18 protein-coding genes and 1 tRNA gene are annotated in these 20185 nt (G+C 71.2%); 5 read left to right on the top strand and 14 right to left on the bottom strand.

Annotated features, from left to right (window positions below; translation table 11 throughout):
• Window positions 1-106: 106 nt before the first annotated feature.
• The 5 genes from adh to glgX all read right to left on the bottom strand — a co-directional run bounded on the left by adh (window position 107) and on the right by glgX (window position 7083).
• Complete coding sequence (gene adh, locus ACLBXP_RS16640) at window positions 107-1630, bottom strand: aldehyde dehydrogenase (RefSeq protein ID WP_447668860.1); 1524 nt, start codon at window positions 1628-1630, stop codon at window positions 107-109.
• Between the two features lie 189 nt (window positions 1631-1819).
• Window positions 1820-2116, bottom strand: a complete 297-nt coding sequence (locus tag ACLBXP_RS16635; protein ID WP_447668859.1) for a plasmid stabilization protein — start codon at window positions 2114-2116, stop codon at window positions 1820-1822.
• A gap of 111 nt (window positions 2117-2227) precedes the next feature.
• Window positions 2228-4189 (bottom strand): AI-2E family transporter, encoded by a 1962-nt coding sequence (locus ACLBXP_RS16630; RefSeq protein WP_447668858.1) that lies wholly within the window; start codon window positions 4187-4189, stop codon window positions 2228-2230.
• 38 nt (window positions 4190-4227) lie between these two features.
• Window positions 4228-4608 (bottom strand): response regulator, encoded by a 381-nt coding sequence (locus tag ACLBXP_RS16625; protein ID WP_447668857.1) that lies wholly within the window; start codon window positions 4606-4608, stop codon window positions 4228-4230.
• Window positions 4609-4806: 198 nt separating this feature from the next.
• Complete coding sequence (gene glgX / locus ACLBXP_RS16620; RefSeq protein ID WP_447668856.1) at window positions 4807-7083, bottom strand: glycogen debranching protein GlgX; 2277 nt, start codon at window positions 7081-7083, stop codon at window positions 4807-4809.
• Window positions 7084-7244: 161 nt separating this feature from the next.
• Here glgX and ACLBXP_RS16615 point away from each other — a divergent pair, with 161 nt between their 5' ends.
• Window positions 7245-7667, top strand: a complete 423-nt coding sequence (locus ACLBXP_RS16615; protein ID WP_447668855.1) for a CBS domain-containing protein — start codon at window positions 7245-7247, stop codon at window positions 7665-7667.
• 4 nt (window positions 7668-7671) lie between these two features.
• Here the strand turns inward: ACLBXP_RS16615 and ACLBXP_RS16610 are convergent, their stop codons facing one another.
• Window positions 7672-8340, bottom strand: coding sequence for a spermidine synthase (locus ACLBXP_RS16610; protein ID WP_447668854.1), 669 nt, complete (start codon window positions 8338-8340; stop codon window positions 7672-7674).
• Between the two features lie 4 nt (window positions 8341-8344).
• Complete coding sequence (locus tag ACLBXP_RS16605) at window positions 8345-8872, bottom strand: DUF533 domain-containing protein (protein ID WP_447668853.1); 528 nt, start codon at window positions 8870-8872, stop codon at window positions 8345-8347.
• Between the two features lie 130 nt (window positions 8873-9002).
• On the opposite strand from ACLBXP_RS16605, the gene ACLBXP_RS16600 reads away from it, so the two are divergent.
• The 3 genes from ACLBXP_RS16600 to ACLBXP_RS16590 are packed head-to-tail and all read left to right on the top strand — an operon-like array spanning window position 9003 to window position 11365.
• Window positions 9003-9761, top strand: coding sequence for an SHOCT domain-containing protein (locus ACLBXP_RS16600; RefSeq protein WP_447668852.1), 759 nt, complete (start codon window positions 9003-9005; stop codon window positions 9759-9761).
• Between the two features lie 52 nt (window positions 9762-9813).
• Window positions 9814-10881, top strand: coding sequence for a spore photoproduct lyase family protein (locus ACLBXP_RS16595; RefSeq protein ID WP_447668851.1), 1068 nt, complete (start codon window positions 9814-9816; stop codon window positions 10879-10881).
• A gap of 22 nt (window positions 10882-10903) precedes the next feature.
• Complete coding sequence (locus ACLBXP_RS16590; protein WP_447668850.1) at window positions 10904-11365, top strand: nucleoside deaminase; 462 nt, start codon at window positions 10904-10906, stop codon at window positions 11363-11365.
• Between the two features lie 31 nt (window positions 11366-11396).
• Here ACLBXP_RS16590 and ACLBXP_RS16585 read toward each other — a convergent pair whose 3' ends face one another.
• Both ACLBXP_RS16585 and ACLBXP_RS16580 read right to left on the bottom strand, forming a co-directional pair.
• Window positions 11397-11708: an ETC complex I subunit gene (locus ACLBXP_RS16585; protein ID WP_447668849.1), complete on the bottom strand. Its 312-nt coding sequence runs from the start codon at window positions 11706-11708 to the stop codon at window positions 11397-11399.
• A gap of 36 nt (window positions 11709-11744) precedes the next feature.
• A tRNA-Pro gene (locus tag ACLBXP_RS16580) sits at window positions 11745-11821 on the bottom strand.
• A gap of 158 nt (window positions 11822-11979) precedes the next feature.
• On the opposite strand from ACLBXP_RS16580, the gene ACLBXP_RS16575 reads away from it, so the two are divergent.
• Complete coding sequence (locus tag ACLBXP_RS16575) at window positions 11980-12687, top strand: glutathione binding-like protein (protein ID WP_447668848.1); 708 nt, start codon at window positions 11980-11982, stop codon at window positions 12685-12687.
• Here the strand turns inward: ACLBXP_RS16575 and ACLBXP_RS16570 are convergent.
• From ACLBXP_RS16570 to ACLBXP_RS16550, 5 genes are all read right to left on the bottom strand, one after another.
• A complete protein-coding gene (locus ACLBXP_RS16570) occupies window positions 12684-13565 on the bottom strand; it encodes an MBL fold metallo-hydrolase (protein WP_447668847.1) in 882 nt (293 codons plus the stop codon). The genes ACLBXP_RS16575 and ACLBXP_RS16570 overlap by 4 nt on opposite strands.
• 106 nt (window positions 13566-13671) lie before the next feature.
• Complete coding sequence (locus tag ACLBXP_RS16565) at window positions 13672-16884, bottom strand: efflux RND transporter permease subunit (RefSeq protein ID WP_447668846.1); 3213 nt, start codon at window positions 16882-16884, stop codon at window positions 13672-13674.
• Between the two features lie 131 nt (window positions 16885-17015).
• Window positions 17016-18149: an efflux RND transporter periplasmic adaptor subunit gene (locus tag ACLBXP_RS16560; RefSeq protein ID WP_447668845.1), complete on the bottom strand. Its 1134-nt coding sequence runs from the start codon at window positions 18147-18149 to the stop codon at window positions 17016-17018.
• Window positions 18150-18312: 163 nt separating this feature from the next.
• Window positions 18313-18633 (bottom strand): rhodanese-like domain-containing protein, encoded by a 321-nt coding sequence (locus tag ACLBXP_RS16555; protein WP_447668844.1) that lies wholly within the window; start codon window positions 18631-18633, stop codon window positions 18313-18315.
• Window positions 18634-18833: 200 nt separating this feature from the next.
• Window positions 18834-20123, bottom strand: a complete 1290-nt coding sequence (locus ACLBXP_RS16550; RefSeq protein ID WP_447668843.1) for a glycosyltransferase family 4 protein — start codon at window positions 20121-20123, stop codon at window positions 18834-18836.
• Window positions 20124-20185 lie beyond the last annotated feature (62 nt).

The raw sequence follows: 20185 nt of genomic DNA, 5'->3' as shown, positions 1-20185 counted from the left end.
GCCGGCCCGGTTCCGGCGCTGCCGTGAGGCGGGGCGGCCGGACGCCGGGGCAGCAAAAAGCCCCGGCCTCGCGGCCGGGGCTGAGGTGCCCGGGTTGGGTCGGGTCTCAGAAGAAGCCGAGCTTCTTGGCCGAGTAGCTGACCAGCATGTTCTTGGTCTGCTGATAGTGGTCGAGCATCATCTTGTGGGTCTCGCGCCCGATGCCGGACTGCTTGTAGCCGCCGAAGGCCGCGTGGGCCGGGTAGGCGTGGTAGCAGTTCGTCCACACGCGGCCGGCCTGGATCGCCCGGCCGAAGCGGTAGGCCCGGGTCCCGTCGCGGGTCCAGATGCCGGCGCCGAGGCCGTAGAGCGTGTCGTTGGCGATCGACAGCGCGTCGGCATCGTCCTTGAAGGTGGTGACCGACAGGACCGGCCCGAAGATCTCCTCCTGGAAGATGCGCATCTTGTTGTGGCCGCGGAACACGGTGGGCTTCATGTAGAAGCCCTCGGCGAACTCACCGTCCTTGACGTTGCGCTCGCCGCCCGTGAGGCACTCGGCGCCCTCCTGCTTGCCGATATCGACGTAGCTGAGGATCTTCTCCAGCTGCTCCGAGGAGGCCTGCGCGCCGATCATGGTCGCCGGGTCGAGGGGCGAGCCCTGGGTGATCGCCTCGACGCGCTTCACCGCCCGCTCGATGAAGCGGTCGTAGATCGACTCGTGCACCAGAGCGCGGCTGGGGCAGGTGCAGACCTCTCCCTGGTTGAGGGCGAACATCGTGAAGCCTTCGAGCGCCTTGTCGAAGAAGTCGTCGTCCTCGTTCGCCACGTCCGAGAAGAAGATGTTCGGCGACTTGCCGCCGAGCTCCAGCGTGACCGGGATCAGGTTCTGCGAGGCGTACTGCATGATCAGCCGGCCCGTCGTGGTCTCGCCCGTGAAGGCGATCTTCGCGATGCGGGGGCTCGACGCCAGCGGCTTGCCGGCCTCAAGGCCGAAGCCGTTGACGACGTTGAGGGTGCCGGGCGGCAGCAGGTCGGCGATCAGCTCGAGGACGACGAGGATCGAGGCGGGGGTCTGCTCGGCGGGCTTGAGGACGATGCAGTTGCCGGCGGCGAGCGCGGGCGCGACCTTCCACACCGCCATCAGGATCGGGAAGTTCCACGGGATGATCTGGCCGACGACGCCGAGCGGCTCGTGGAAGTGGTAGGCCACGGTGTCGTGGTCGATCTCGGAGATCGAGCCCTCCTGCGAGCGCACGCAGCCCGCGAAGTAGCGGAAGTGGTCGATGGCGAGCGGGATGTCCGCGTTCATCGTCTCGCGGATCGGCTTGCCGTTGTCCCAGGTCTCGGCGAGCGCGATCAGATCGAGGTTCTCCTCCATCCGGTCGGCGATCTTGTTCAGGATGCGGGCGCGCTCGGCGGGCGCGGTGCGGCCCCAGGCGTCCTTGGCGGCGTGCGCCGCATCCAGCGCCTTCTCGATGTCCTGCGCATCGGAGCGCGCGACCTCGCAGATCACCCGGCCGGTGATGGGCGAGGTGTTCTCGAAGTAGCGGCCGGCGGCGGGAGCGACCCACTGGCCGCCGATGAAGTTGTCGTAGCGCGCGGAGAACGGCGACTTCGTCTTGGCGTCAGCCAGGAATTCCGGCTTGTTCATGGATGTCTCCTCCGTTTTGGCTCTTGTCCGGCTGGCCGCAGCCAATGGCTTTTGGTGCGCCAAATCAAGTTGGACTTTTGTCCATGAGGCTCGGGCCGGGCAGTGCCCGGCGCCCTGAGCCTGCGGCGGCCCATCCTAGCCCCGAACACGGCCGAAGGCGACCGGCCGGCGGGCTCGCCCGCGCCGGCCTCAGCCGGTCTCGCGCGCCTTGCGGGTCGCCGCCGCCTTCTTGGCCGAGGCCGACCGCTGCGCCGCCGTGCGGCCGGCGGAGGCCGCGCCCCCGGCATGGGCCGCGGGGTGGCCCGTCGCCTTGCCCCGCCCCGAGCCGCCGGGCTTCTTGCCGCCGCCGTCGTCCTTGTTGACGGTCGCCCAGGCGCGCGCCTCGGCCTCGTCTTCCGGAACGCCGCGCGCCTCGTAGGACTCCGCGATGTGCCCGGCCTTGCGGATCTGCTTGTCGGTGTATTTCGACTTGTCGCCCTGGGACATGGGAGGACCCTCGCCTGCGCTGCCGGTCCGCCCCCTCGTGGGCGGACGGCCTGCTCAGCAGTCCGAACGCGGGGCCGCCGGGGTCGGTTCGCCTCGGGCGTGCGTCGCGTATCAGGCCGCGGGCACCAGGGCGGCGGCGGGCGCCGGTCGATCGGCGGTCGGCTCGGCGGCGGGGAGCCGCGAAGCGTCGAGCGCGGCTGCCAGCGCCTCGTTCAGGGAGGTGGCCAGGATGTCCGCCGAGGTCGCCCGGCGCAGCCGGTCGAGGGTCGCCGGATCGCGCTCCCGCCAGAAGCCCACCAGCACCTTGACCCCGGGCACCGCGGCCCGGGCCTGCCGGACCGTGAAGCGGATCTGCGACAGGCTCACGGGCTCCAGGTAGGAGAAGCAGATCAGCGCGATGCCGCCGATGTTGTCCGGCCGCTGTCCGGCGCGGATCGCGCTCATCGACATCACCTGCGCGGGCAGGCCGTGGCGGCCGAGGATCTGGCTCAGCATCAGCGTCGCCGCCTCGTCGAACGGGCCGCGGCTCGACACGCACAGCACCGGCGTCCCGCCCCGCCAGTTCGGCTTCAGCTCCTCGCGGGCGAGCACGATGCCGGCGGCCTGCCGGTCCGGGCCCGCCGCCGCGACCGCGGCCGCCGTCTCCGTCGAGCCGGTCCGGGTGTTGCCCGAGCGCGCGCGCCGCCGCACCGAGACCGTGCCGAGGCGCGTCACCACCGCGCGGATCGCCTGCGCGACCTCGTCCTGGCGGGCCCGGTCGAGGGTGCCGCGGGAGAAATCGTCCTGGGCCATCAGGAGGCCGGCGAGCGCCACCTCGTCGTAGTAGGTCACGAGGGCGCGCTCGCGCAGGAACTCCAGCCCCTGGTCGATCGCCTCCGCCGGGTCGCCGGCGAGCATGCGCTGGTAGAAGATCTCCGGCGGGTCGAGGGCCGGCTGGTCGCCCAGCAGCACGTCGAGGTACCAGAGCCGCTCGACGTGGCGCCCGAGCACGACGAGGCAGACCGTGAGCGGCGTCGCGAGCACGAGGCCGATGGGGCCCCACAGGAACGTCCAGAGGGTGGCGGCGAGGATCACGGCGATCGGCGACAGGCCGGTCGAGTGGCCGTAGAGCAGCGGTTCGATGACGTGGCCGGCGATGGGCTCCACCACGAGGAACAGGGCAGCGGTGGCCACCACCATGGACCAGCCGGGGTCGACCGCCGCGGCGAGGATGAGCGGCAGGAGCGCGCTGATCGCCGCGCCGATGTAGGGCACGAAGCGCAGGATCGCGGCGAGCACGCCGAACAGGGTCGGGCTCGGCACGCCGATCAGCCACAGGCCGGCACCGATCACCACGCCGAAGGCGATGTTGAGGGCGAGCTGGGCCAGGAAGAAGCGGCTGAGGCGCCGCACCGCATCGTCGATCGCCGCCGTGGTCTTGCGCAGGTCGCTCGACCCGGCGAGGCGGATCATTCGGTTCCTCAGGTCCTCGCGCTGCAGCAGGATGAAGATCGTGAAGATCAGGATCAGGCCGGTGGTCGCAAGCGGGTGGAGGATGGGGCCCGCGAAGGTGCCGAGGTTCTCCAAGAGGCCGGCCTTCGCCGCCTTGATCTCGACCGTGTAGGGGTTGCCGGTGGTGCCCGGCACGCCCTCCCGCGCCACGTCGTGCAACGGCTGCAGGGCGTTGCCGAGGTCCTGCACGAGGTCGAAGACCCGCGAGAGCGTGCCCTCGCTCGCCGTGGCGCCGCGCAGGGCCGTGATCTTGTCCCGCATGGTGATGGAATAGCGCGGCAGGTCGGCGGCGAGCTGGGCGCCCTCGTTGGCGATGAGCGTGCCGACGCCGACGAGCGCGGAGAACGCCACCAGCACGACGAGGATCACGGCCGGCACCCGCGGCAGGCCGATGCGCCGCAGGGCCCGGACCGCCGGCACCAGCACGAAGCTGAGCAGGATGGCGAGCGTCACCGGGACGAGGATGTCGCGGCCGAAGTAGAGCGCCGCCATGGTGCCGACGACGAGCAGGAACGAGCCGACGCCGATGAACACCGGCAGACCCTGCCGCATCAGGCGGGCGGTGACGGGATCATCGGCCATGGCAAACCTCGGTGACGCGACGCGGGACTTTGGGCGCCTCAGCCGGCCGCAGCGGCTTCGCCCAGCGCGGCGCTGATCTGGCTGAGGAGCTTCGAGAAATCGACGGGCTTCGGGTGGTAGTCGTCGCAGCCGGCCTGGATGGCCTTCTCGCGGTCGCCCGACATGGCGTGGGCGGTGAGCGCGATGATCGGGATCGCGCGGGTGTCCGAGCCGGCCTTCAGGGCGCGGGCCGCCGACCACCCGTCGAGGACCGGAAGGTTCATGTCGAGGAGGATCACGTCGGGCTGCCCGGCCCGCGCCTGCTGCACGCCGGCCTCGCCGTCATGGGCGAGGATCACGTCGTACCCGCGCCGCTTCAGGCGGCGGGACAGGAAGTCCCAGATCTCCTCGTGATCCTCGACGAGCAGGATTTTCGCCATGAACGCTGGTTCCTCACGCGCAAAGGCCCGGGCGCGGGCCGGTACACGACTCCTGAGCACGAATCCTGCGGCGTGCGTCGCCCGTCAACGCGCGGCCCTCGAAGATGGTCGCAAAAGTTGCAGGCTTTGCGGCGACCGGCCGTGGCTCCGCGCGGCGACCGGCCCGGGGATCCCACGGGCCGGTCGCGATCCGCGCCCTCAGGCCTCGTCGAGGTGGAAGCGCACCGTCTCGATGTTCGCGCGCTCGAAGGCCTGCATCACGTGCTGGTAGGAGCGCTCCATCTCGGTCGGCGCATCCCCGGGCGTGTCCTCGGGCTTCAGGACGAACATCAGCATCGAGCGGCCGGTCACGTCGTAGCGGTCGCCCGCCCGGAAGCTCTCGATGTCCTGGCTGTCCGGCAGGTTGGTGTCGAGGAGGCGCGTCCACTCGTTGCCGCCCACGGTCTCCGGCAGGGTGAAGCCGACGAGGTCGTGGTGGGCGTTGTAGAGGATGAGCAGCGTGGCATCGCCGCCGCGGCGGTGGATGCCGGTCGCCTGCGCGCGTCCGTCGAGGAGCACCGCGAGCGCCCGGGCGCCACCCTCGCCCCAGTTGCCCGATTCCATCTCGCCGCCATCCGGCCGGAGCCAGGTGACGTCCTTCACGCCGAGATCCTCGTCGTAGGCGCCGGTGAGGAAGCGGCCGCGGGTCAGGATCGGCAGCGCGTTGCGCAGGAGGATGAGGCGCTGGGTGAACTCCGCGAGATCGCGCTCCTCCGCGCCGATCGCCTCCCAGTCGATCCACGAAACCTCGTTGTCCTGGCAGTAGGCGTTGTTGTTGCCCTTCTGGGTGCGCGCGAACTCGTCGCCGGCGAGCAGCATCGGGGTTCCGCGGGACAGGAACAGCGTCGCCAGCATGTTGCGCATCTGGCGCAGGCGGACGGCGCGGATGCTCGGGTCGTCGGTGGGGCCCTCGACGCCGTAATTGTACGAGAGGTTGTGCGAGTGCCCGTCGCGGTTGCCCTCGCCGTTGGCCTCATTGTGCTTGTCGTTGTAGGCGACCGTGTCGTGCAGGGTGAAGCCGTCGTGGGCGGTGAGGAAGTTCACCGAGGCCCAGGGCTTGCGCCCGCGCTTGTTGAACTTGTCGGCCGACCCCGTGATGCGCGAGGCGAGCGACGGCAGCAGCCCGGCATCGCCCTTCCAGTAACCGCGCACGTCGTCGCGGAACCGGTCGTTCCACTCGGCCCAGCCCGGCGGGAAGCCGCCGACCTGATAGCCGCCGGGGCCGCAATCCCAGGGCTCGGCGATGAGCTTGACGGAGTTCAGCACCGGGTCCTGGCGGCAGGTGTCGAGGAAGCCGCCACCCTCGTCGAAGCCGTAGGATTCCCGCCCGAGGATCGTGGCGAGGTCGAAGCGGAAGCCGTCCACGCGCATCTCCGTCGCCCAGTAGCGCAGCGAATCGGTGACGAGCTGGAGCACCCGCGGGTGCGAGAGGTTGAAGGTGTTCCCGGTGCCGGTGTCGTTGATGTAGTAGCGCGGCTCGCCGGGCATCAGGCGGTAGTAGGAGGCGTTGTCGATCCCCTTGAAGGACAGGGTCGGCCCTTTCTCGTTGCCCTCGGCCGTGTGGTTGTAGACGACGTCCAGGATCACTTCGAGGCCGGCGCCGTGCAGCCGGGCGACCATCTCCTTGAACTCGGAGAAGGCGAAGTCCGGAACCGCGGCGTAGCGGCGGGCGGGGGTGAAGAAGGAGATCGTGTTGTAGCCCCAGTAGTTCACGAGGTCCTTCTGCTGGAGGTAGTCGTCCTGCACGAAGGCGTGCACGGGCAGCAGCTCCACCGAGGTGACGCCGAGGCTCTTGATGTAGTCGAGCACGTCCGGCGTGCCGAGGCCCGCGTAGGTGCCGCGCAGGTGCTCGGGCACGCGCGGGTGCATCTTGGTGAGACCCTTGACGTGCGCCTCGTAGAAGATCGTCTTCTCCCAGGGCACGTCCGGCTTGACGTCGCGGCCCCAGGTGAAGGCCGGGTCGATCACCCGCGAGCGCCGGGTGTAGGGCGCGCTGTCGCGCTCGTCGAAGGTGAGGTCGTCGCCCGTCTCCATCTGGTAGCCGAACAGGGCCGGGTTCCAGGTGATGGAGCCGACGAGGCCCTTGGCGTAGGGATCGATCAGGAGCTTGTTCGGGTTGAAGCGGTGGCCAGCCTTCGGCTCGTAGGGGCCGTGGACGCGATAGCCGTAGATCGTGCCGGGCCGGGCATCCGGCAGGTACCCGTGCCAGACCTCGTCGGTGTACTCGGGCAGCTCGATCCGCTCGATTTCCTTCTCGCCCGCATCGTCGAACAGGCAAAGCTCGACCTTCGTGGCGTGGGCGGAGAACAGCGCGAAGTTCACACCGAGGCCGTCCCACGTCGCACCGCGCGGATAGGGCAGGCCCTCGCGGATGCGGGAGCGTGCGGGGCGGGTGGCGGAGGAGGTGGCGGCGCCGTATCTGCTATGGTCGTCCATGGTCACTCCGGGTGGTCGGGTCCCGATCGCACGGTCGCCGCCGCGCGGTGCGGCGGGCCGGGGTTCCCGAACCGGAACGTGAACGTGCCGGGGCGGGCGAAGGTCCGCCCATCCCCAGATTTTTGCCCCAGATTTTTTGCGATGCGGCGAGGACGGAAGCGATGCGCGTGGCCGACGTGATGAGCCGGGATGTCGAGTTCATCGGACCCGACGAGAGCGCGCGCGAGGCGGCCGTCCTGATGGGCGAACTCGACGTCGGCGCCCTGCCGGTCGGCAGCGCGACGGCCCTCGAGGGCGTGGTCACCGACCGCGACCTCCTCTACCGCGTGGTCGCGGCGGGGCTCGACCCGAACGCGACGACGGTCGGGGCCGTGCTGTCGCGGCCCGTCATCGCCTGCAGCGAGGGTGATACCGTGCGGGCGGCGATGGACCTGATGGCGGCCCACCACATCCGCCGCATGCCGGTGCGGGACGCGGGCGGGACGGTGACGGGCTGGATCACCCTGGCGGACCTCTCGCGCAGCCTGCTCCTCGGCAGCGACGCCCTGCAGACCTCGCTGCGGGCGATGACCGAGGAGGCCTGAGCGCTCAGCGCCGGGCGAGCCAGATGCGGTGGCGGGCCCCGCGCCGGCCGCCGGCCCGGGGGCTCGCCTCCTCCACCTGGAAGCCCGCCTGGCGCAGGCGCCGGGTGAAGGCATCGTCCGGATGGGCCGACCACACCGCGAGGGTGCCGCCCGGCCGCAAAGCGGCCCGCGCGGCCCCGAGCCCGGCCGCGTCGTAGAGGCGGTCGTTGGCGGCGCGGGTCAGGCCGTCCGGCCCGTTGTCGACATCGAGCAGGATGGCGTCGTAGGCGCCCGCGCCGGACCGGATCAGCCCGGCGACGTCCGCCTCGCGGATCTCGACGCGCGGATCGTCGAGGCACCCGGCGAAGAGTTCAGTCAGCGGCCCGCGCGCCCAGGCGACGACGGCCGGGACGAGCTCGGCGACTGTCACCCGCGCCTCCGGCGGCAGCCCGGCGAGGGCGGCGCGCAGGGTGAAGCCCATGCCGAGGCCGCCGACCAGCAGGCGGGGCCGCGGGCGGCCGGCGAGGCGCGCGCAGGCGAGCGCGGCCAGCGCCTCCTCCGAGCCCTTGACCCGGCTGTTCATCAGCTCGTTGTGGCCGAGCTGGATGGAGAACTCGGTGCCGCGACGCAGGAGCCGCAGGGTGCCCTCGCCCCCGGGGATCTCCGCGCTGTCGAGGTGGATCCAGGGCAGCATCCGGTCAGGCCCGATAGCGCCGGTGCAGGCTCGCCACCGCGTCCTCCGACAGGGCGAGGCGGGCGGCGAGGTAGGCGAGGTAGAGCTGGTTCACGCGGTCGCGCTGGTCGATCGCCAGGAGGGCGGAGCCGTAGGCGAGCGTCGCGAGCCCCGCCGCCTGCACGGCCTCGAACAGCTCGGCGCCCTCGCCGGCCTCCAGGGCGTCGCGCAGCATGCGCCGCTCGCGCTCGCCCGCGCCGATGCGCACGAGCGCCGCCTCGGCGAGATGGAGGTCGCGGCGCCGGCCCGCGGCGATGGCGCGGGCGACGACCCGCACCACCAGGGCCCGCTCCTCGACGGCGAGCGAGCGGAGATTGAGGGTCAGCGGCAGCAGGGTCTGGTAGCGGTTCTGCAGCCAGGCGTGCAGCACCTTCTGCCCGATGCTCTCGTGCAGGACGGCCCGGGCGCGCTCGCCCGGCCGGCGCAGGGGCTCGGCCGCCGGCTCCGCCGCGACGGGCCGGGCGCCCAGCAGGCGGCCGAGGCCGGGGATCATGGGGGCGAGACGCTGTTCGGCATCCCGCCTGCCTACAAGCGGCGGGTCCCGGCGTCGAGGACGCTTCCGCCGGGCCCGCGCAGAGCCCATAGTATCCCCAGGGCGCAAGCAGGCCCGTGGGAGACGGCGGATGACGGACGAGGGACCCGACCACGCCTCCGGCTTGCAGAGCGTGGCCGACCGGCACGGCGTCAGCATCGAGGCGGTGCGGCACCTGATGCGGGCACTCGAGGCCGGCAACGGCACGATGGCGCAGTTCGACCACCCGGATCTCGGCGGCCTGGGACAATGGTTCTTGGGCGGCATGGTGATGGTCGGGCGGATGTTCGACGACGGCCTGAAGGCCAAGGTCGCGGCGCTCTGCGCGGAACTCGCCGAGGCGCTCCCGCCGGGGGGCTGGGACGCACCCCGCAGCGCGGGCGCGCGCGGCGCCGCGCACTGGTGGCCGGCGGGCCTCGGGCGGCCCTCGACCGAGGGTTCGCAGAACGGCCTGCGCTACGCCTACTTCCCGGCCGAGCGGCGGCTCGCCGTGGAGACGCCCGAGGGCGTCACGCTCTACGACACCGGCGAGCACCATATCTCCGGCGCCGCGCAGTCGAACGGGGCGTTCAGCTTCACGAGCAGCCTCGGCGCGGTCGATCTCACGCGGCTGCGGCGGATCGCGGGCGGGGAGGCGTCCGGCGGGGAGGCATCGGGCCATGTGGCGGGCGCCCGGCACGCGCCCGCGGAGCCGATCCGCGCGCCCGCGCCCGAGCCCGCCGCGCCGGCCGGGGGGCGCAGCGACGACGTCCTCGCGACGATCGAGCGCCTCGCCGAGCTGCACCGCAAGGGCGTGCTCACCGAGCGGGAATTCTCGGACAAGAAGGCGGAGCTCCTCGCCCGGCTGTGAGGCGCGCGCCATATCGCGCCGAGCGGCCCGCGCAGGGCCGCCCGGACAGGACATGACGCGCAGCACCGACCTTCTCGATATCCGCACCATCTACCACGAGGCCGCCGCGGCGGAGTTCGCGCGCGGCCGCGAGATCCTGGACCGCTTCCCCGAGGCCGAGCGGATCCTCGTGCCCTCGCACTGGAACATCCCGGCGCTCCACGGCAATGCCGGCTCGGTGGAGGACTGGCTGCGGATCAAGCGGTCGACGCTGGTGCTCGGCGTCAAGAAGGGGCTCGCCATGCGGCCGAACGGGCGCAGCGCGCACTTCATCGCCCCCTCGACCTCGAACGGCTGCGCGATGGCCTGCGCCTACTGCTACGTGCCCCGCCGCAAGGGCTACGCGAACCCGATCACCCTGTTTGCCAACGTCGAGGGCATCGCCGCCGCGATCCGCCGGCACGCCGCGCGGCAGGGGCCGCTGCCGGAGCCAGACCTGATCGATCCGGCGGCCTGGGTCTACGACATCGGCGAGAACGGCGACCTCTCGGTCGACGCGACCTTGAGCGACAACGTGCGCGATCTCGTGGCCCTGTTCCGCGAGATCCCGAACGCCAAGGCCTCCTTCGCCACCAAGGCGGTGAATCCCGACCTCCTCGCCTACGAGCCGCAGGGGCGCACGCGCATCCGCTTCTCGCTGATGCCGGCGCGCATCGCCCGGGTCGTCGACGTGCGCACCAGCCCGATCCCGGAGCGCATCGCGGCGATCGACGCGTTCGTGGCCGCGGGCTACGAGGTGCACGTGAACTTCTCGCCGGTGATCCTCTACGAGGGCTGGGAGGCGGACTGGCGCGCGCTGTTCTCCGAGATCGACGGCACGATCTCGGCCGCGGCCCGCGCGCAGCTCAAGTGCGAGGTCATCCTGCTGACCCACAACGCCGCGCTCCACGAGGTCAATCTCGGCTGGCACCCGCGGGCCGAGGATCTGCTCTGGCGGCCGGACATCCAGGAGGCCAAGCGCTCGGAGGGCGGCGGCGACAACCTGCGCTACCGCGCCGGTTGGAAGGGCCGCTGGATCGCCCGCTTCAAGGGCCTGCTCGCCGAGACCATGCCCTACTGCACGGTGCGCTACGCGTTCTGATGCGCCACGAGAGGAGGAAACCATGATCGACCACGCCCAGCACATCGCCGAGGCCGTCGCCCTCGCTTGCGACAACGTGGCCGCCGGGGGCCGCCCGTACGGGGCGGTGATCGTCCGCGACGGGGCGGTCCTGGCGCGGTCGGTGAACACGATCCACGCCACCAACGACCCGACCGACCACGCCGAGATGGTGGCGCTGCGGGCGGTGAGCCGCAGCCTTGGCACGCCGAAGCTCGACGGCTGCGTGATGTACGCGAGCGGCCAGCCCTGCCCGATGTGCCACGCGGCGATGCGGCTCGCGGGCATCCGCGAGGGCTACTTCGCCTACTCGGCGCAGGAGGCGGAAGGGTTCGGGCTGCTCTCGGCGGGGATCTACGCCGAGCTGTGCCGGCCCCTCGACGAGCAGCCGATGCGCCTGTCGCACCTGCGCCCCGACGGCGAGGCCGAGCCCTACGCCGCCTGGCGGGACCGCAGGGGCGGCTGAGCCGCGGTCCCGGGGCGGCTCTCAGCCGCGGTCAATGCGTCCAGGGCGCCGTGCGGTTGAACTTGAAATTGTCCGAGTAGGACAGGCCCTTGCGGATCACCGGCTTCTGCGGCTCCTCGACCCGGTAGGCGATGCCGGCCCGCTGGGCGTAGGCGATCGCCTCCTCGCGGGTGTCGAACTCCAGGCGGACCTGCTGCAGCATGTCGGAGGAGCCGGTCCAGCCCATCAGCGGATCGGTCTCGCGGGGGCTCGTGCGGTCGAACTCCAGGAGCCATTGCTTGGTGCGGGCGAGCCCGGACTGCGAGGCATCCTTCGCGGGCTGATAGATGCGGGCGCTCGACATCACCGTTCCAAGGCTCACAAGGCACACGGACAAGCATGGTCGGGGCGATAGGATTCGAACCTACGACCCCCTGGTCCCAAACCAGGTGCGCTACCAGACTGCGCTACACCCCGACAGGCCGAACGGCCCTCCCTGCGTCTAGCTTCTCGGCCGGGACGGTGCAAGGCGACGGCTGACCGCGGGCCGTTGCTTCGGCGGCCCGGCGCGCCTTGACCCGGGCCCCGCGGCGGCCCACCTGCCGCGGCGAGCGGGCACGCGACGAGGACGAAGCATGATCGATCTCCACTACTGGCCGACGCCGAACGGGCACAAGGTGACCCTGTTCCTCGAAGAAGCCGGGCTGCCCTACACCATCAAGCCGGTGAACATCGGCAAGGGCGAGCAGTTCAACCCCGACTTCCTGAAGATCGCCCCGAACAACCGGATGCCGGCGATCGTCGACCACGCGCCGGCCGACGGCGGCGCCCCGGTCTCGCTGTTCGAATCGGGCGCGATCCTCCTCTACCTCGCCGAGAAGACCGGCCGGTTCATCCCCGCCGACCTCCGCGGCCGGGCCGAGGCCCTGCAATGGCTGTTCTGGCAGATGGGCGGCCTCGGGCCGATGCTCGGCCAGAACCACCACTTCTCGCAGTACGCGCCCGAGAAGATCCCCTACGCGATCGACCGCTACGTCAACGAGACGAACCGCCTCTACGGGGTGCTCGACCGGCGGCTCGCCGACCGGCCCTTCGTGGCGGGCGCCGAGTACGGCATCGCCGACATGGCGGCCTATCCCTGGATCGTCCCCTGGGAGAAGCAGGGCCAGTCCCTCGACGACCATCCGAACCTGAAGCGCTGGTTCACGGCCATCGCCGAGCGGCCGGGCACGAAGGCCGCCTACGCCCGGGCGCCCGAGGTCAACCCGGACCACGGCAAGACCATGAGCGAGGACGCCAAGAAGGTGATGTTCGGCCAGACCGCCTCCAACACGAAGCGCTAGCGGGAGGTCGACGCCCCCTTGAGCTGGTCGAGGGGGACGGGCGCCGCGTGCGGGCGCGTCGCCAGCATCCCGTCGATCAGCGCCAGCACCTCGGACCGGCCGCAATTCGCGGCCGGCTCGAAGGGCGTCCAGGTCTGGCGGAAGTCGAGCTGCGCGAAGACGTCCCGGTAGCGCCGCAGCTCGTTGGTGGTGAGCGGCACGCCGCGCACGAAGGCCTTGTGGGCCGAGATCGTCACCGCGCGGCGGAAATCCTCGGGGTCGAGCTCGAACTTGAGGGCGTCGCCGCAGAACAGGATCTTGCGCGCCCGGTCGAACAGCACGGCGTGCCCGTCGAAGTGCCCGGCGGTGCGGTGCAGCTCCAGCCCGGGCAGCGGCTCCAGGAAGTCGTCGTAGGGCCAGGAGACCTGGAGCGCCGCGCTCCAGGTGAAGTCGGCGGCCGGCAGGCAGAGCTCCGGGTCGAACCGGTCCTGGAGCTGCACCAGCGCCCCGTAGGAATGGGGGTGCGAGGCCGAGAGCACCTGCATGCCGCCGAGCGCGGCGATGTGATCGAGGGCGGCCTCGCTGAAGACCGGGCAGCCCTCGAAGCCCATGTTGCCGGCCTCCGTGCGGACCAGGTAGGCGCTCGGCCCGATCCCCGAGACCGGCTCGTTCCAGAAGCGCCAGACCCCGGGCTCCAGCTCCTGCCAGTGGCAGGGGAAGCGCTCCTGCGCCTCCCGGGCGGTCCAGAACCGCCAGCCGTCCTGGGGCACGACGTGCCGGGCGTCGAGGCACATCGGGCATTGCGGCGGCCGGTCGAAGTGGCGCTGCCAGAATCCGCAATTGTCGCAGGTGTAGGCCGGGAGCTGCAGCGCCCCCGCGAAGGGGAGATATCCGGGCACGGGCGTCGTCTGACCTCGCGAAGGGGCCTGCTCCCTAGCAGGGCGGTGCGCCAAACGAAACGGGCCCGCTCGGATGAGCGGGCCCGCAAGGGTCGGAGGCCGGCGTTCAGTGCGCCGGTTCGCCGTGGGCGACGTCGTGCGGCCCGGGCGTCGGCTGCTTCGGATCCTTGCCCCGCTTGCGCTGGACCCAGATCGCGATGTTGCGGATCGCCACGTAGAAGACTGGCGTCAGGAACAGGCCGAACACCGTCGCGCCGATCATCCCGAAGAACACCGCGGTCCCCAGCGCCTGGCGCATCTCGGCGCCCGGCCCCGTGGCGACCACGAGGGGCAGCACGCCGAGGATGAAGGCGAAGGCCGTCATGAGGATCGGGCGAAGGCGCAGGCGGCAGGCGTCGATGGCGGCCTGGACCGGCCCCTTGTTCTCCGACTGCTCGATGTCGTGGGCGAACTCCACGATCAGGATCGCGTTCTTGGCCGCGAGGCCGATCAGCACGATCAGTCCGATCTGGGTCAGGATGTTGTTGTCCTGACCCCTGAGTTGCACCCCGAACAGGGCCGCCAGCACGCCGGTCGGCACCACGAGAAGGATCGCGAGCGGCAGCGTCCAGGACTCGTACTGCGCGGCGAGCACCAGGAAGACGAGCAGCACGCCGAGGCCGAACACGTAGATCGCGGTGTTGCCCGTCGCCTTCTGCTGGAAAGCGATCTCGGTCCAGTCGTAGGCGTAGCCCTCGGGCAGCGAGGACTGCGCGATCGCCTCCATGGCGTCGAGCGCCTGGCCCGTCGAGATGCCGGGCTGGGCCACGCCCTGGACGGGCACCGAGTAGAACAGGTTGAAGCGCTGGACGATCTGCGGCCCGGTGATCTCCCGGATCTGCGCGAGCGTCCCCATCGGCACGAGGGCGCCGGTGGAGGAGCGGACCTTCAGCTGCTCGATGTCCTGCCGCGAGAGGCGGTAGGGCGCGTCGGCCTGCACGCGCACCTGGTAGATGCGCCCCAGCGTGTTGAAGTCGTTCACGTAGGCGCCGCCGAGGTTGGCCTGCACGGTGGCGAACACGTTCGAGAGCGGCACGTTGAGCATCCGCGCCACGGTCCGGTCGATGTCGAGGTAGAGCTGCGGCGTGTCGTTGCCGAAGGTCGTGAAGACCCGCTGCACCTCCTTGCTCTGGTTGGCCTTGCCCAGGACCTCGCCGGTGGCGGCGAGGAGCGGCCCGATCGACGAGGACTGGCGGCTCTCGATCTGCATCTTGAAGCCACCGCCGTTGCCGAGGCCGCGCACCGGGGGCGGCGGGATCACGATGACCCGCGCCTCCTGGATGTTGGCCGTCGCCTTCAGCACCTCGCCAGTGATCACCGCAGCGGAGCGGCCCTGGGCGGCCCGCTCCTTGGCGCCAGCGAGGGTGATGAACATGACGCCGCTGTTCGTGGTGTTCGTGAAGGTCGCGCCGTCGAAGCCCGCGATGATCACGGTGTTCGTCACGCCCGGGATCTTGCGGGCCTCGGCCGCCGCGCGGTTCACCGTCTCGGTGGTGCGGGTGAGCGAGGCGCCCGCGGGCAGCTGCACGACGCCGATCAGGTAGCCCTGGTCCTGGTCCGGGATGAAGCCCGTGGGCGTCGTCTGGGCGAGGTGGAGCGTGCCCGCGATGATGCCCGCGTAGAGGAGGAACATCGCCAGCAGCGAGACCGTGTAGCCCGTGAGCAGCCCGATGACCCGGGCGTAGCCGTGCGACAGGGCATCGAAGCCCTTGTTGAACATCCGCGCGAGCCACGCGACGAAGCGCGTGAGGAAGAACTTCGGCTCCTTGCGGGCGTGGTGGGGCTTCAGGAGCAGCTTGCAGAGCGCCGGCGACAGCGTCAGCGAGTTGAACATCGAGATGATGGTCGAGGCCGCAATGGTCAGCGCGAACTGCTTGTAGAACTGCCCCGAGATGCCGGGGATGAAGGCGGTGGGGATGAACACCGCCGAGAGCACGAGGGCGATGGCCACCACGGCACCGCCGACCTCGTCCATGGTCTTGTGCGCCGCGTCGCCGGGCGAGAGGCCCGCCTCCATGTTGCGCTCGACGTTCTCCACCACGACGATCGCGTCGTCGACCACGATGCCGATCGCCAGCACGAGGCCGAACAGCGTCAGGTTGTTGAGGGAGAACCCGAAGGCGGACATCGCCGCGAAGGTGCCGACGAGCGAGACCGGGATCGCGATCACCGGGATCAGCGCGGTGCGCCAGCTCTGCAGGAAGACGAGCACCACGACGACGACGAGGACGACCGCCTCGAAGAGCGTCTTGTAGACCTCGTGGATCGATTCCTCGATGAACTCGGTCGGGTTGTAGGCGATGCGGTACTCGACGTCCGGCGGGAAGTTCTTCTTCAACCGCTCCATGGTGGCGCGCACGGAGGCCGCCGCGTCCAGCGCGTTGGTGCCCGGGCGCTGGAAGGCGCCGATGCCGATGGCGGGCGTGTCGTTGAGGAACGAGTTCGTCGTGTAGTCCTTCTGGCCCATCTCGACGCGGGCCACGTCCTTGATGCGCACGAGGCGCCCGTCGGAGGCCTTGACGATGACCTCGGCGAACTCCTCGGGCGTCTGGAAGCGGCCCTGCGACTGGACGACGAGCTGGAACGCGTTCGACGAGGGTGCCGGTGGGGCGCCGAGGGCGCCCGCCGCCACCTGCACGTTCTGCTCCTGCAGCGCGTTGGTGATGTCGGTGGTGGTCAGCCCGTAGGCGGCGAGCTTGTTCGGATCGAGCCAGATGCGCTCGGCGTACTCGTTGCCGCCGAAGATGGTGATGTCGCCCACGCCCTCGAGGCGGAGCATCTCGTCACGGATGTTCAGGTAGATGTAGTTCGCGAGGTAGTTCTGGTCGTAGGTCCTGTTGGGCGACAGGAGGTGCACGACGATCATCAGGTCGGGCGAGGCCTTGCGGACCGTGACGCCGAGGTTGCGCACGTCCGGCGGCAGGCGCGGCTGGGCCACCGACAGGCGGTTCTGCACGAGGACGTTCGCGATATCGAGGTTGGTGCCGACCTTGAAGGTGACGGTCAGCAGCATGTTGCCGTCGTTCGTGGAGAGCGACGTCATGTAGAGCATGTTGTCGACGCCGTTCACCTCCTGCTCGATCGGCGTCGCGATGGTGGCCGCCACCGTCTCGGCGTTGGCGCCCGGGAACGAGGCGCGCACCGTCACGGTCGGCGGCACGATCTCGGGATATTGCGAGACCGGCAGCGACTCGTAGGCGACGAAGCCGAGGAGCAGGAAGATGATCGACGTGACCGAGGCGAAGATCGGCCGGTCGACGAAGAAGTGGGCAAAACGCATCGGTCAAACCTCTCGCCGCCTCGGCGCTCACTGGCGCTCCGGCGGCCTCGCGTCGGCATCGGCGCGGCGCCCGGGCGGGCGCGACGGTCCATTCGGTTCGGGCCGCGCCCCCACGGCCCGGGGTTGCGGCCCTAGCTGCGGGTCGGCGGCAGGGTCTTGGTCTCGGGGGTGACCTTCGCGCCCGGCCTGATGCGGGACAGCCCGTTGATCACCAGCGTCTCGTCGCCCTTCAGACCTTCGCGGATCACCCGGTAGCCGTCCACCTTCGGTCCGAGCTTGACCTCGCGGGCGGAGACCGTGTCGCCCTCGCCCAGCACGTAGACGATGCGCTTGTCTTGGTTGGCCGAGACCGCGTCGTCGGGGATCAGGATGCCCTGGAACGGCTTCGTCGCCGGCAAGGACACGATGCCGAACAGGCCGGGCTTGATGAAGCCGTCCGGGTTCTCGACGGTGGCGCGCAGGAGCACCGTGCCGGTGGCGTTGTCGACCCGGTTGTCCACGAAGTCGAGGGTGCCCTTGCGGGTCGGCTTCTCCTCGCCGGTGAGTGCGATCAGGATCGGCACGCCCTTGCCGGCCTGGGTCTGGCCCATGCCGATGCCGAGGCTGCCCTGGTACTTGAGGAAGGACCGCTCGTCGACGGTGAAGCCGAAGTAGATCGGATCGAGCGAGACGATGGTCGTCAGCATCGTCTGGTCGGTGATGACGATGTTGCCCTCGGTGACGAGGCGGCGGCTGATGCGCCCGTTGATCGGCGACTTCACCTCGGTGAAGTCGTAGTTGAGCTGCGCCTGCCGGACCTGCGCCTCGGCGCTGTCGACGTCGGCCTGCGCGGTCTGCGAGGCCTGCCGGCGCTGGTCGGTGACCTGCTCCGAGATGTTGCCCGAGCGGCTCAGCGTCTGGGCGCGGTCGAGATCGGTCTGGCTGAAGTTGAGCCGGGCCTTGGCGGAGGTCAGCGTCGCCTGGGCCTGGTCGAGGGCCGCCTTGTAGGGCCGCCGGTCGATGATGAAGAGCACGTCGCCCTTCTTCACCGTGGCGCCGTCCTGGAAGGCGATCTTCTCGAGGTAGCCGGTGACGCGGGCGCGCACCTCCACGAACTCGATCGGGTCGAAGCGGCCCGTGTAGGCGTCGCGCTCGACGATGTCCTTCACGACCGGCTTGGCGACCGTGACGGTGGGGGGCGGGCCGCCGGGCGCCTGGGCGTGGGCCGGGCCGGCGAGCGCGAGGCTCAGTGGAAGCAGGAGGCTGACAAGCCGGCGCGTGCGCATGTTGGGTTCCCTTGCGTCTCGCGCCGTAGTCCCTCGGCGCGCGACGGGTGGTGCGATGGCGCACAAAGCGTCTCGCCGGGCGAGCCCGGCCGAACGCGGGATGCGCGGGTCGAACGTGGCCCCGGCGCGCTGGCCGCGCGCGACGGAGCGGAGCGCTGGGGCCTCAGGCGACCGTCTCACCGGCCGCATACCAGTCCTTGAAGCCGCCGCGGTAATGCGCCTCGATCGGCAGGCCGGCATTCTGGGCCGCCGCGAGGGCGTGGACCGAGCGCACGCCGGAGGCGCAGGAGAAGACCGGGCGGCGCTTGTCCTGCGCCAGGAGGGCGCCGAGCGCGTCCGTGTCGAAGGCCGAGAGCGGGTGCGTGACGGCGCCGGGGATGTGGCCGGCCTCGAACTCGTGCGGCTCGCGCACGTCGATCACGAGGATCGAATCCTCGGCCAGGCCACGCTTCAGGTCCTCGCGGTCGAGGTCGACGATCTTCATGCGGGCACCTCTCTGGCGGACGGCCGCGGCGCGGGTCGGTTCCCGGAGCGGCGCCCCGGAGCCGTGCTCCGGGCGGCCCTCCGAAACCCATACAGGCGAATGGGGGCGGAACGCGACAGGCGCGCGTCATCCAGGATTCGGCGCTCTGCCGGCTGACGGTTTTTCTTATTCGTCAGCCGGCGCTCGTGCAACCGTGGGATTCAGGCTTCGCCCGCGAGCGCGGCGTCCACCGCGACGAAATGGTCGGCCCAGGCCGGCGGCGTGTAGCCGGCGAGCCGCTCGACCGCGCGCGCGCGCTCGGGGGAGCCGGGTTGGCCGAACGCCTCGATCGTCCGGAGCCAGCCCGCCCCGTCGAGGGGGTCGAGGAAGGTCGCGAAGGCACCCCCGATCTCCCGGTGGACGGGGATGTCCGAGGCGATCACCGGCAGGCCGCAGGCCGCCGCCTCCACGACGGGCAGGCCGTAGCCTTCGGTGAAGGACGGCATCAGCAGCGCCGTGGCGCCGCGCAGGAGCGCCGCGAGGCCGTGCGAGGACAGGCCCGAGACCTCGACCACGGGCTCGCGGATCGCCGCGCAGCGCTCGAGCATGTCCACGATGTTCTCCGCCTCCCAGCCGCGCCGCCCGACGAGCACCAGGCGCGGCGTGGCGGGCCCGAGGCGCTGCGCCAGCGCCCGCCAGAGGTGGAGAAGCATGAGGTGGTTCTTGCGCGGCTCGATGGTGCCGCAGACCACGAAGGTCGGCCGGTCGGGCGCGAGGCGCGGGCCCCCGCGCGCGAAGACCGGCTCGACGCCGAGATGCGCGACCGTCACCGGCCGGGCCGGGTAGCCGAGCCCTTCGAGGTGCGCCAGTGTCTCGGCCCCCACCGGCCCGGAATTGACGAGGAGGCGGGCGGCGTGGCGCGCCACGGTGCCGAGCCGCGTCGCGTGCCGCTCCGCCTCGCCCGGCCGTCCGTATTCCGGGTGCGTGAGGGGGATGAGGTCGTGGATGAAGAAGACCGGACGGATGTCCCGCCGGTCGTAGAGCCAGTCGAACCGCTCCGGCCGCTCCAGGCGCAGGTGCGAGGTGTGCAGGTAGGTGGTGCCCTCTGGCAGAACCCGCGGGCCCGGCGCCAGCACCAGCCGCGCGTAGGTCTCGGCCTGGATCCGGCGGCGCCGGCGCGCATCGGCGCCCGCCGCTCCGCCGGGTGCAGGCGCCGGCCCGCCCGCGTCGCCGGCGCCGAGGCGGGCGGCGAGGCGGGCATAAACGGGATCCGCCTCGGCCGAGCGGTCCTCGACCCAGCCCGCCGCTACGGCCTCGGCGATGCCGGCGGCCGCGGCGCGGTCGATCACCCGCGGCCCGAACGCCGTCGAGACCAGGCCGAAGCGCGGCCCCTCCCCCGCCAGGACGTGGCGCGCGTAGGCGAGGTCCACTCGGTCGATCCCGGTGGGGCTCGCGTGGCGCAGGCGGGTGACGAGGCGCGTCAGGTCGAAGGCGATCGGTCGCTGGGTCATGGTCCCCGGAGCTTGCGCGGCGTGGCCGGGCAGCGGTAGCGCGGCGCCGGCCCGCCGGCTAC

The organism is Methylobacterium sp. A54F, from assembly GCF_053346035.1.
The sequence above is the reverse complement of the archived record's forward strand: the minus strand, read 5'-3'. Positions and strand labels throughout refer to the sequence as shown.

Coding starts and splice junctions, on each gene's coding strand:
- ACLBXP_RS16555 (WP_447668844.1), bottom strand. CDS start 18,633: ATGAAGATCGTCGACCTCGACCGCGAGGACCTGAAGCGTGGCCTGGCC.
- ACLBXP_RS16565 (WP_447668846.1), bottom strand. CDS start 16,884: ATGCGTTTTGCCCACTTCTTCGTCGACCGGCCGATCTTCGCCTCGGTC.
- glgX (WP_447668856.1), bottom strand. CDS start 7,083: ATGGACGACCATAGCAGATACGGCGCCGCCACCTCCTCCGCCACCCGC.
- ACLBXP_RS16610 (WP_447668854.1), bottom strand. CDS start 8,340: ATGCTGCCCTGGATCCACCTCGACAGCGCGGAGATCCCCGGGGGCGAG.
- ACLBXP_RS16605 (WP_447668853.1), bottom strand. CDS start 8,872: ATGATCCCCGGCCTCGGCCGCCTGCTGGGCGCCCGGCCCGTCGCGGCG.
- ACLBXP_RS16550 (WP_447668843.1), bottom strand. CDS start 20,123: ATGACCCAGCGACCGATCGCCTTCGACCTGACGCGCCTCGTCACCCGC.
- adh (WP_447668860.1), bottom strand. CDS start 1,630: ATGAACAAGCCGGAATTCCTGGCTGACGCCAAGACGAAGTCGCCGTTC.
- ACLBXP_RS16635 (WP_447668859.1), bottom strand. CDS start 2,116: ATGTCCCAGGGCGACAAGTCGAAATACACCGACAAGCAGATCCGCAAG.
- ACLBXP_RS16585 (WP_447668849.1), bottom strand. CDS start 11,708: ATGTCGAGCGCCCGCATCTATCAGCCCGCGAAGGATGCCTCGCAGTCC.
- ACLBXP_RS16630 (WP_447668858.1), bottom strand. CDS start 4,189: ATGGCCGATGATCCCGTCACCGCCCGCCTGATGCGGCAGGGTCTGCCG.
- ACLBXP_RS16590 (WP_447668850.1), top strand. CDS start 10,904: ATGATCGACCACGCCCAGCACATCGCCGAGGCCGTCGCCCTCGCTTGC.
- ACLBXP_RS16615 (WP_447668855.1), top strand. CDS start 7,245: ATGCGCGTGGCCGACGTGATGAGCCGGGATGTCGAGTTCATCGGACCC.
- ACLBXP_RS16600 (WP_447668852.1), top strand. CDS start 9,003: ATGACGGACGAGGGACCCGACCACGCCTCCGGCTTGCAGAGCGTGGCC.
- ACLBXP_RS16595 (WP_447668851.1), top strand. CDS start 9,814: ATGACGCGCAGCACCGACCTTCTCGATATCCGCACCATCTACCACGAG.
- ACLBXP_RS16560 (WP_447668845.1), bottom strand. CDS start 18,149: ATGCGCACGCGCCGGCTTGTCAGCCTCCTGCTTCCACTGAGCCTCGCG.
- ACLBXP_RS16625 (WP_447668857.1), bottom strand. CDS start 4,608: ATGGCGAAAATCCTGCTCGTCGAGGATCACGAGGAGATCTGGGACTTC.
- ACLBXP_RS16575 (WP_447668848.1), top strand. CDS start 11,980: ATGATCGATCTCCACTACTGGCCGACGCCGAACGGGCACAAGGTGACC.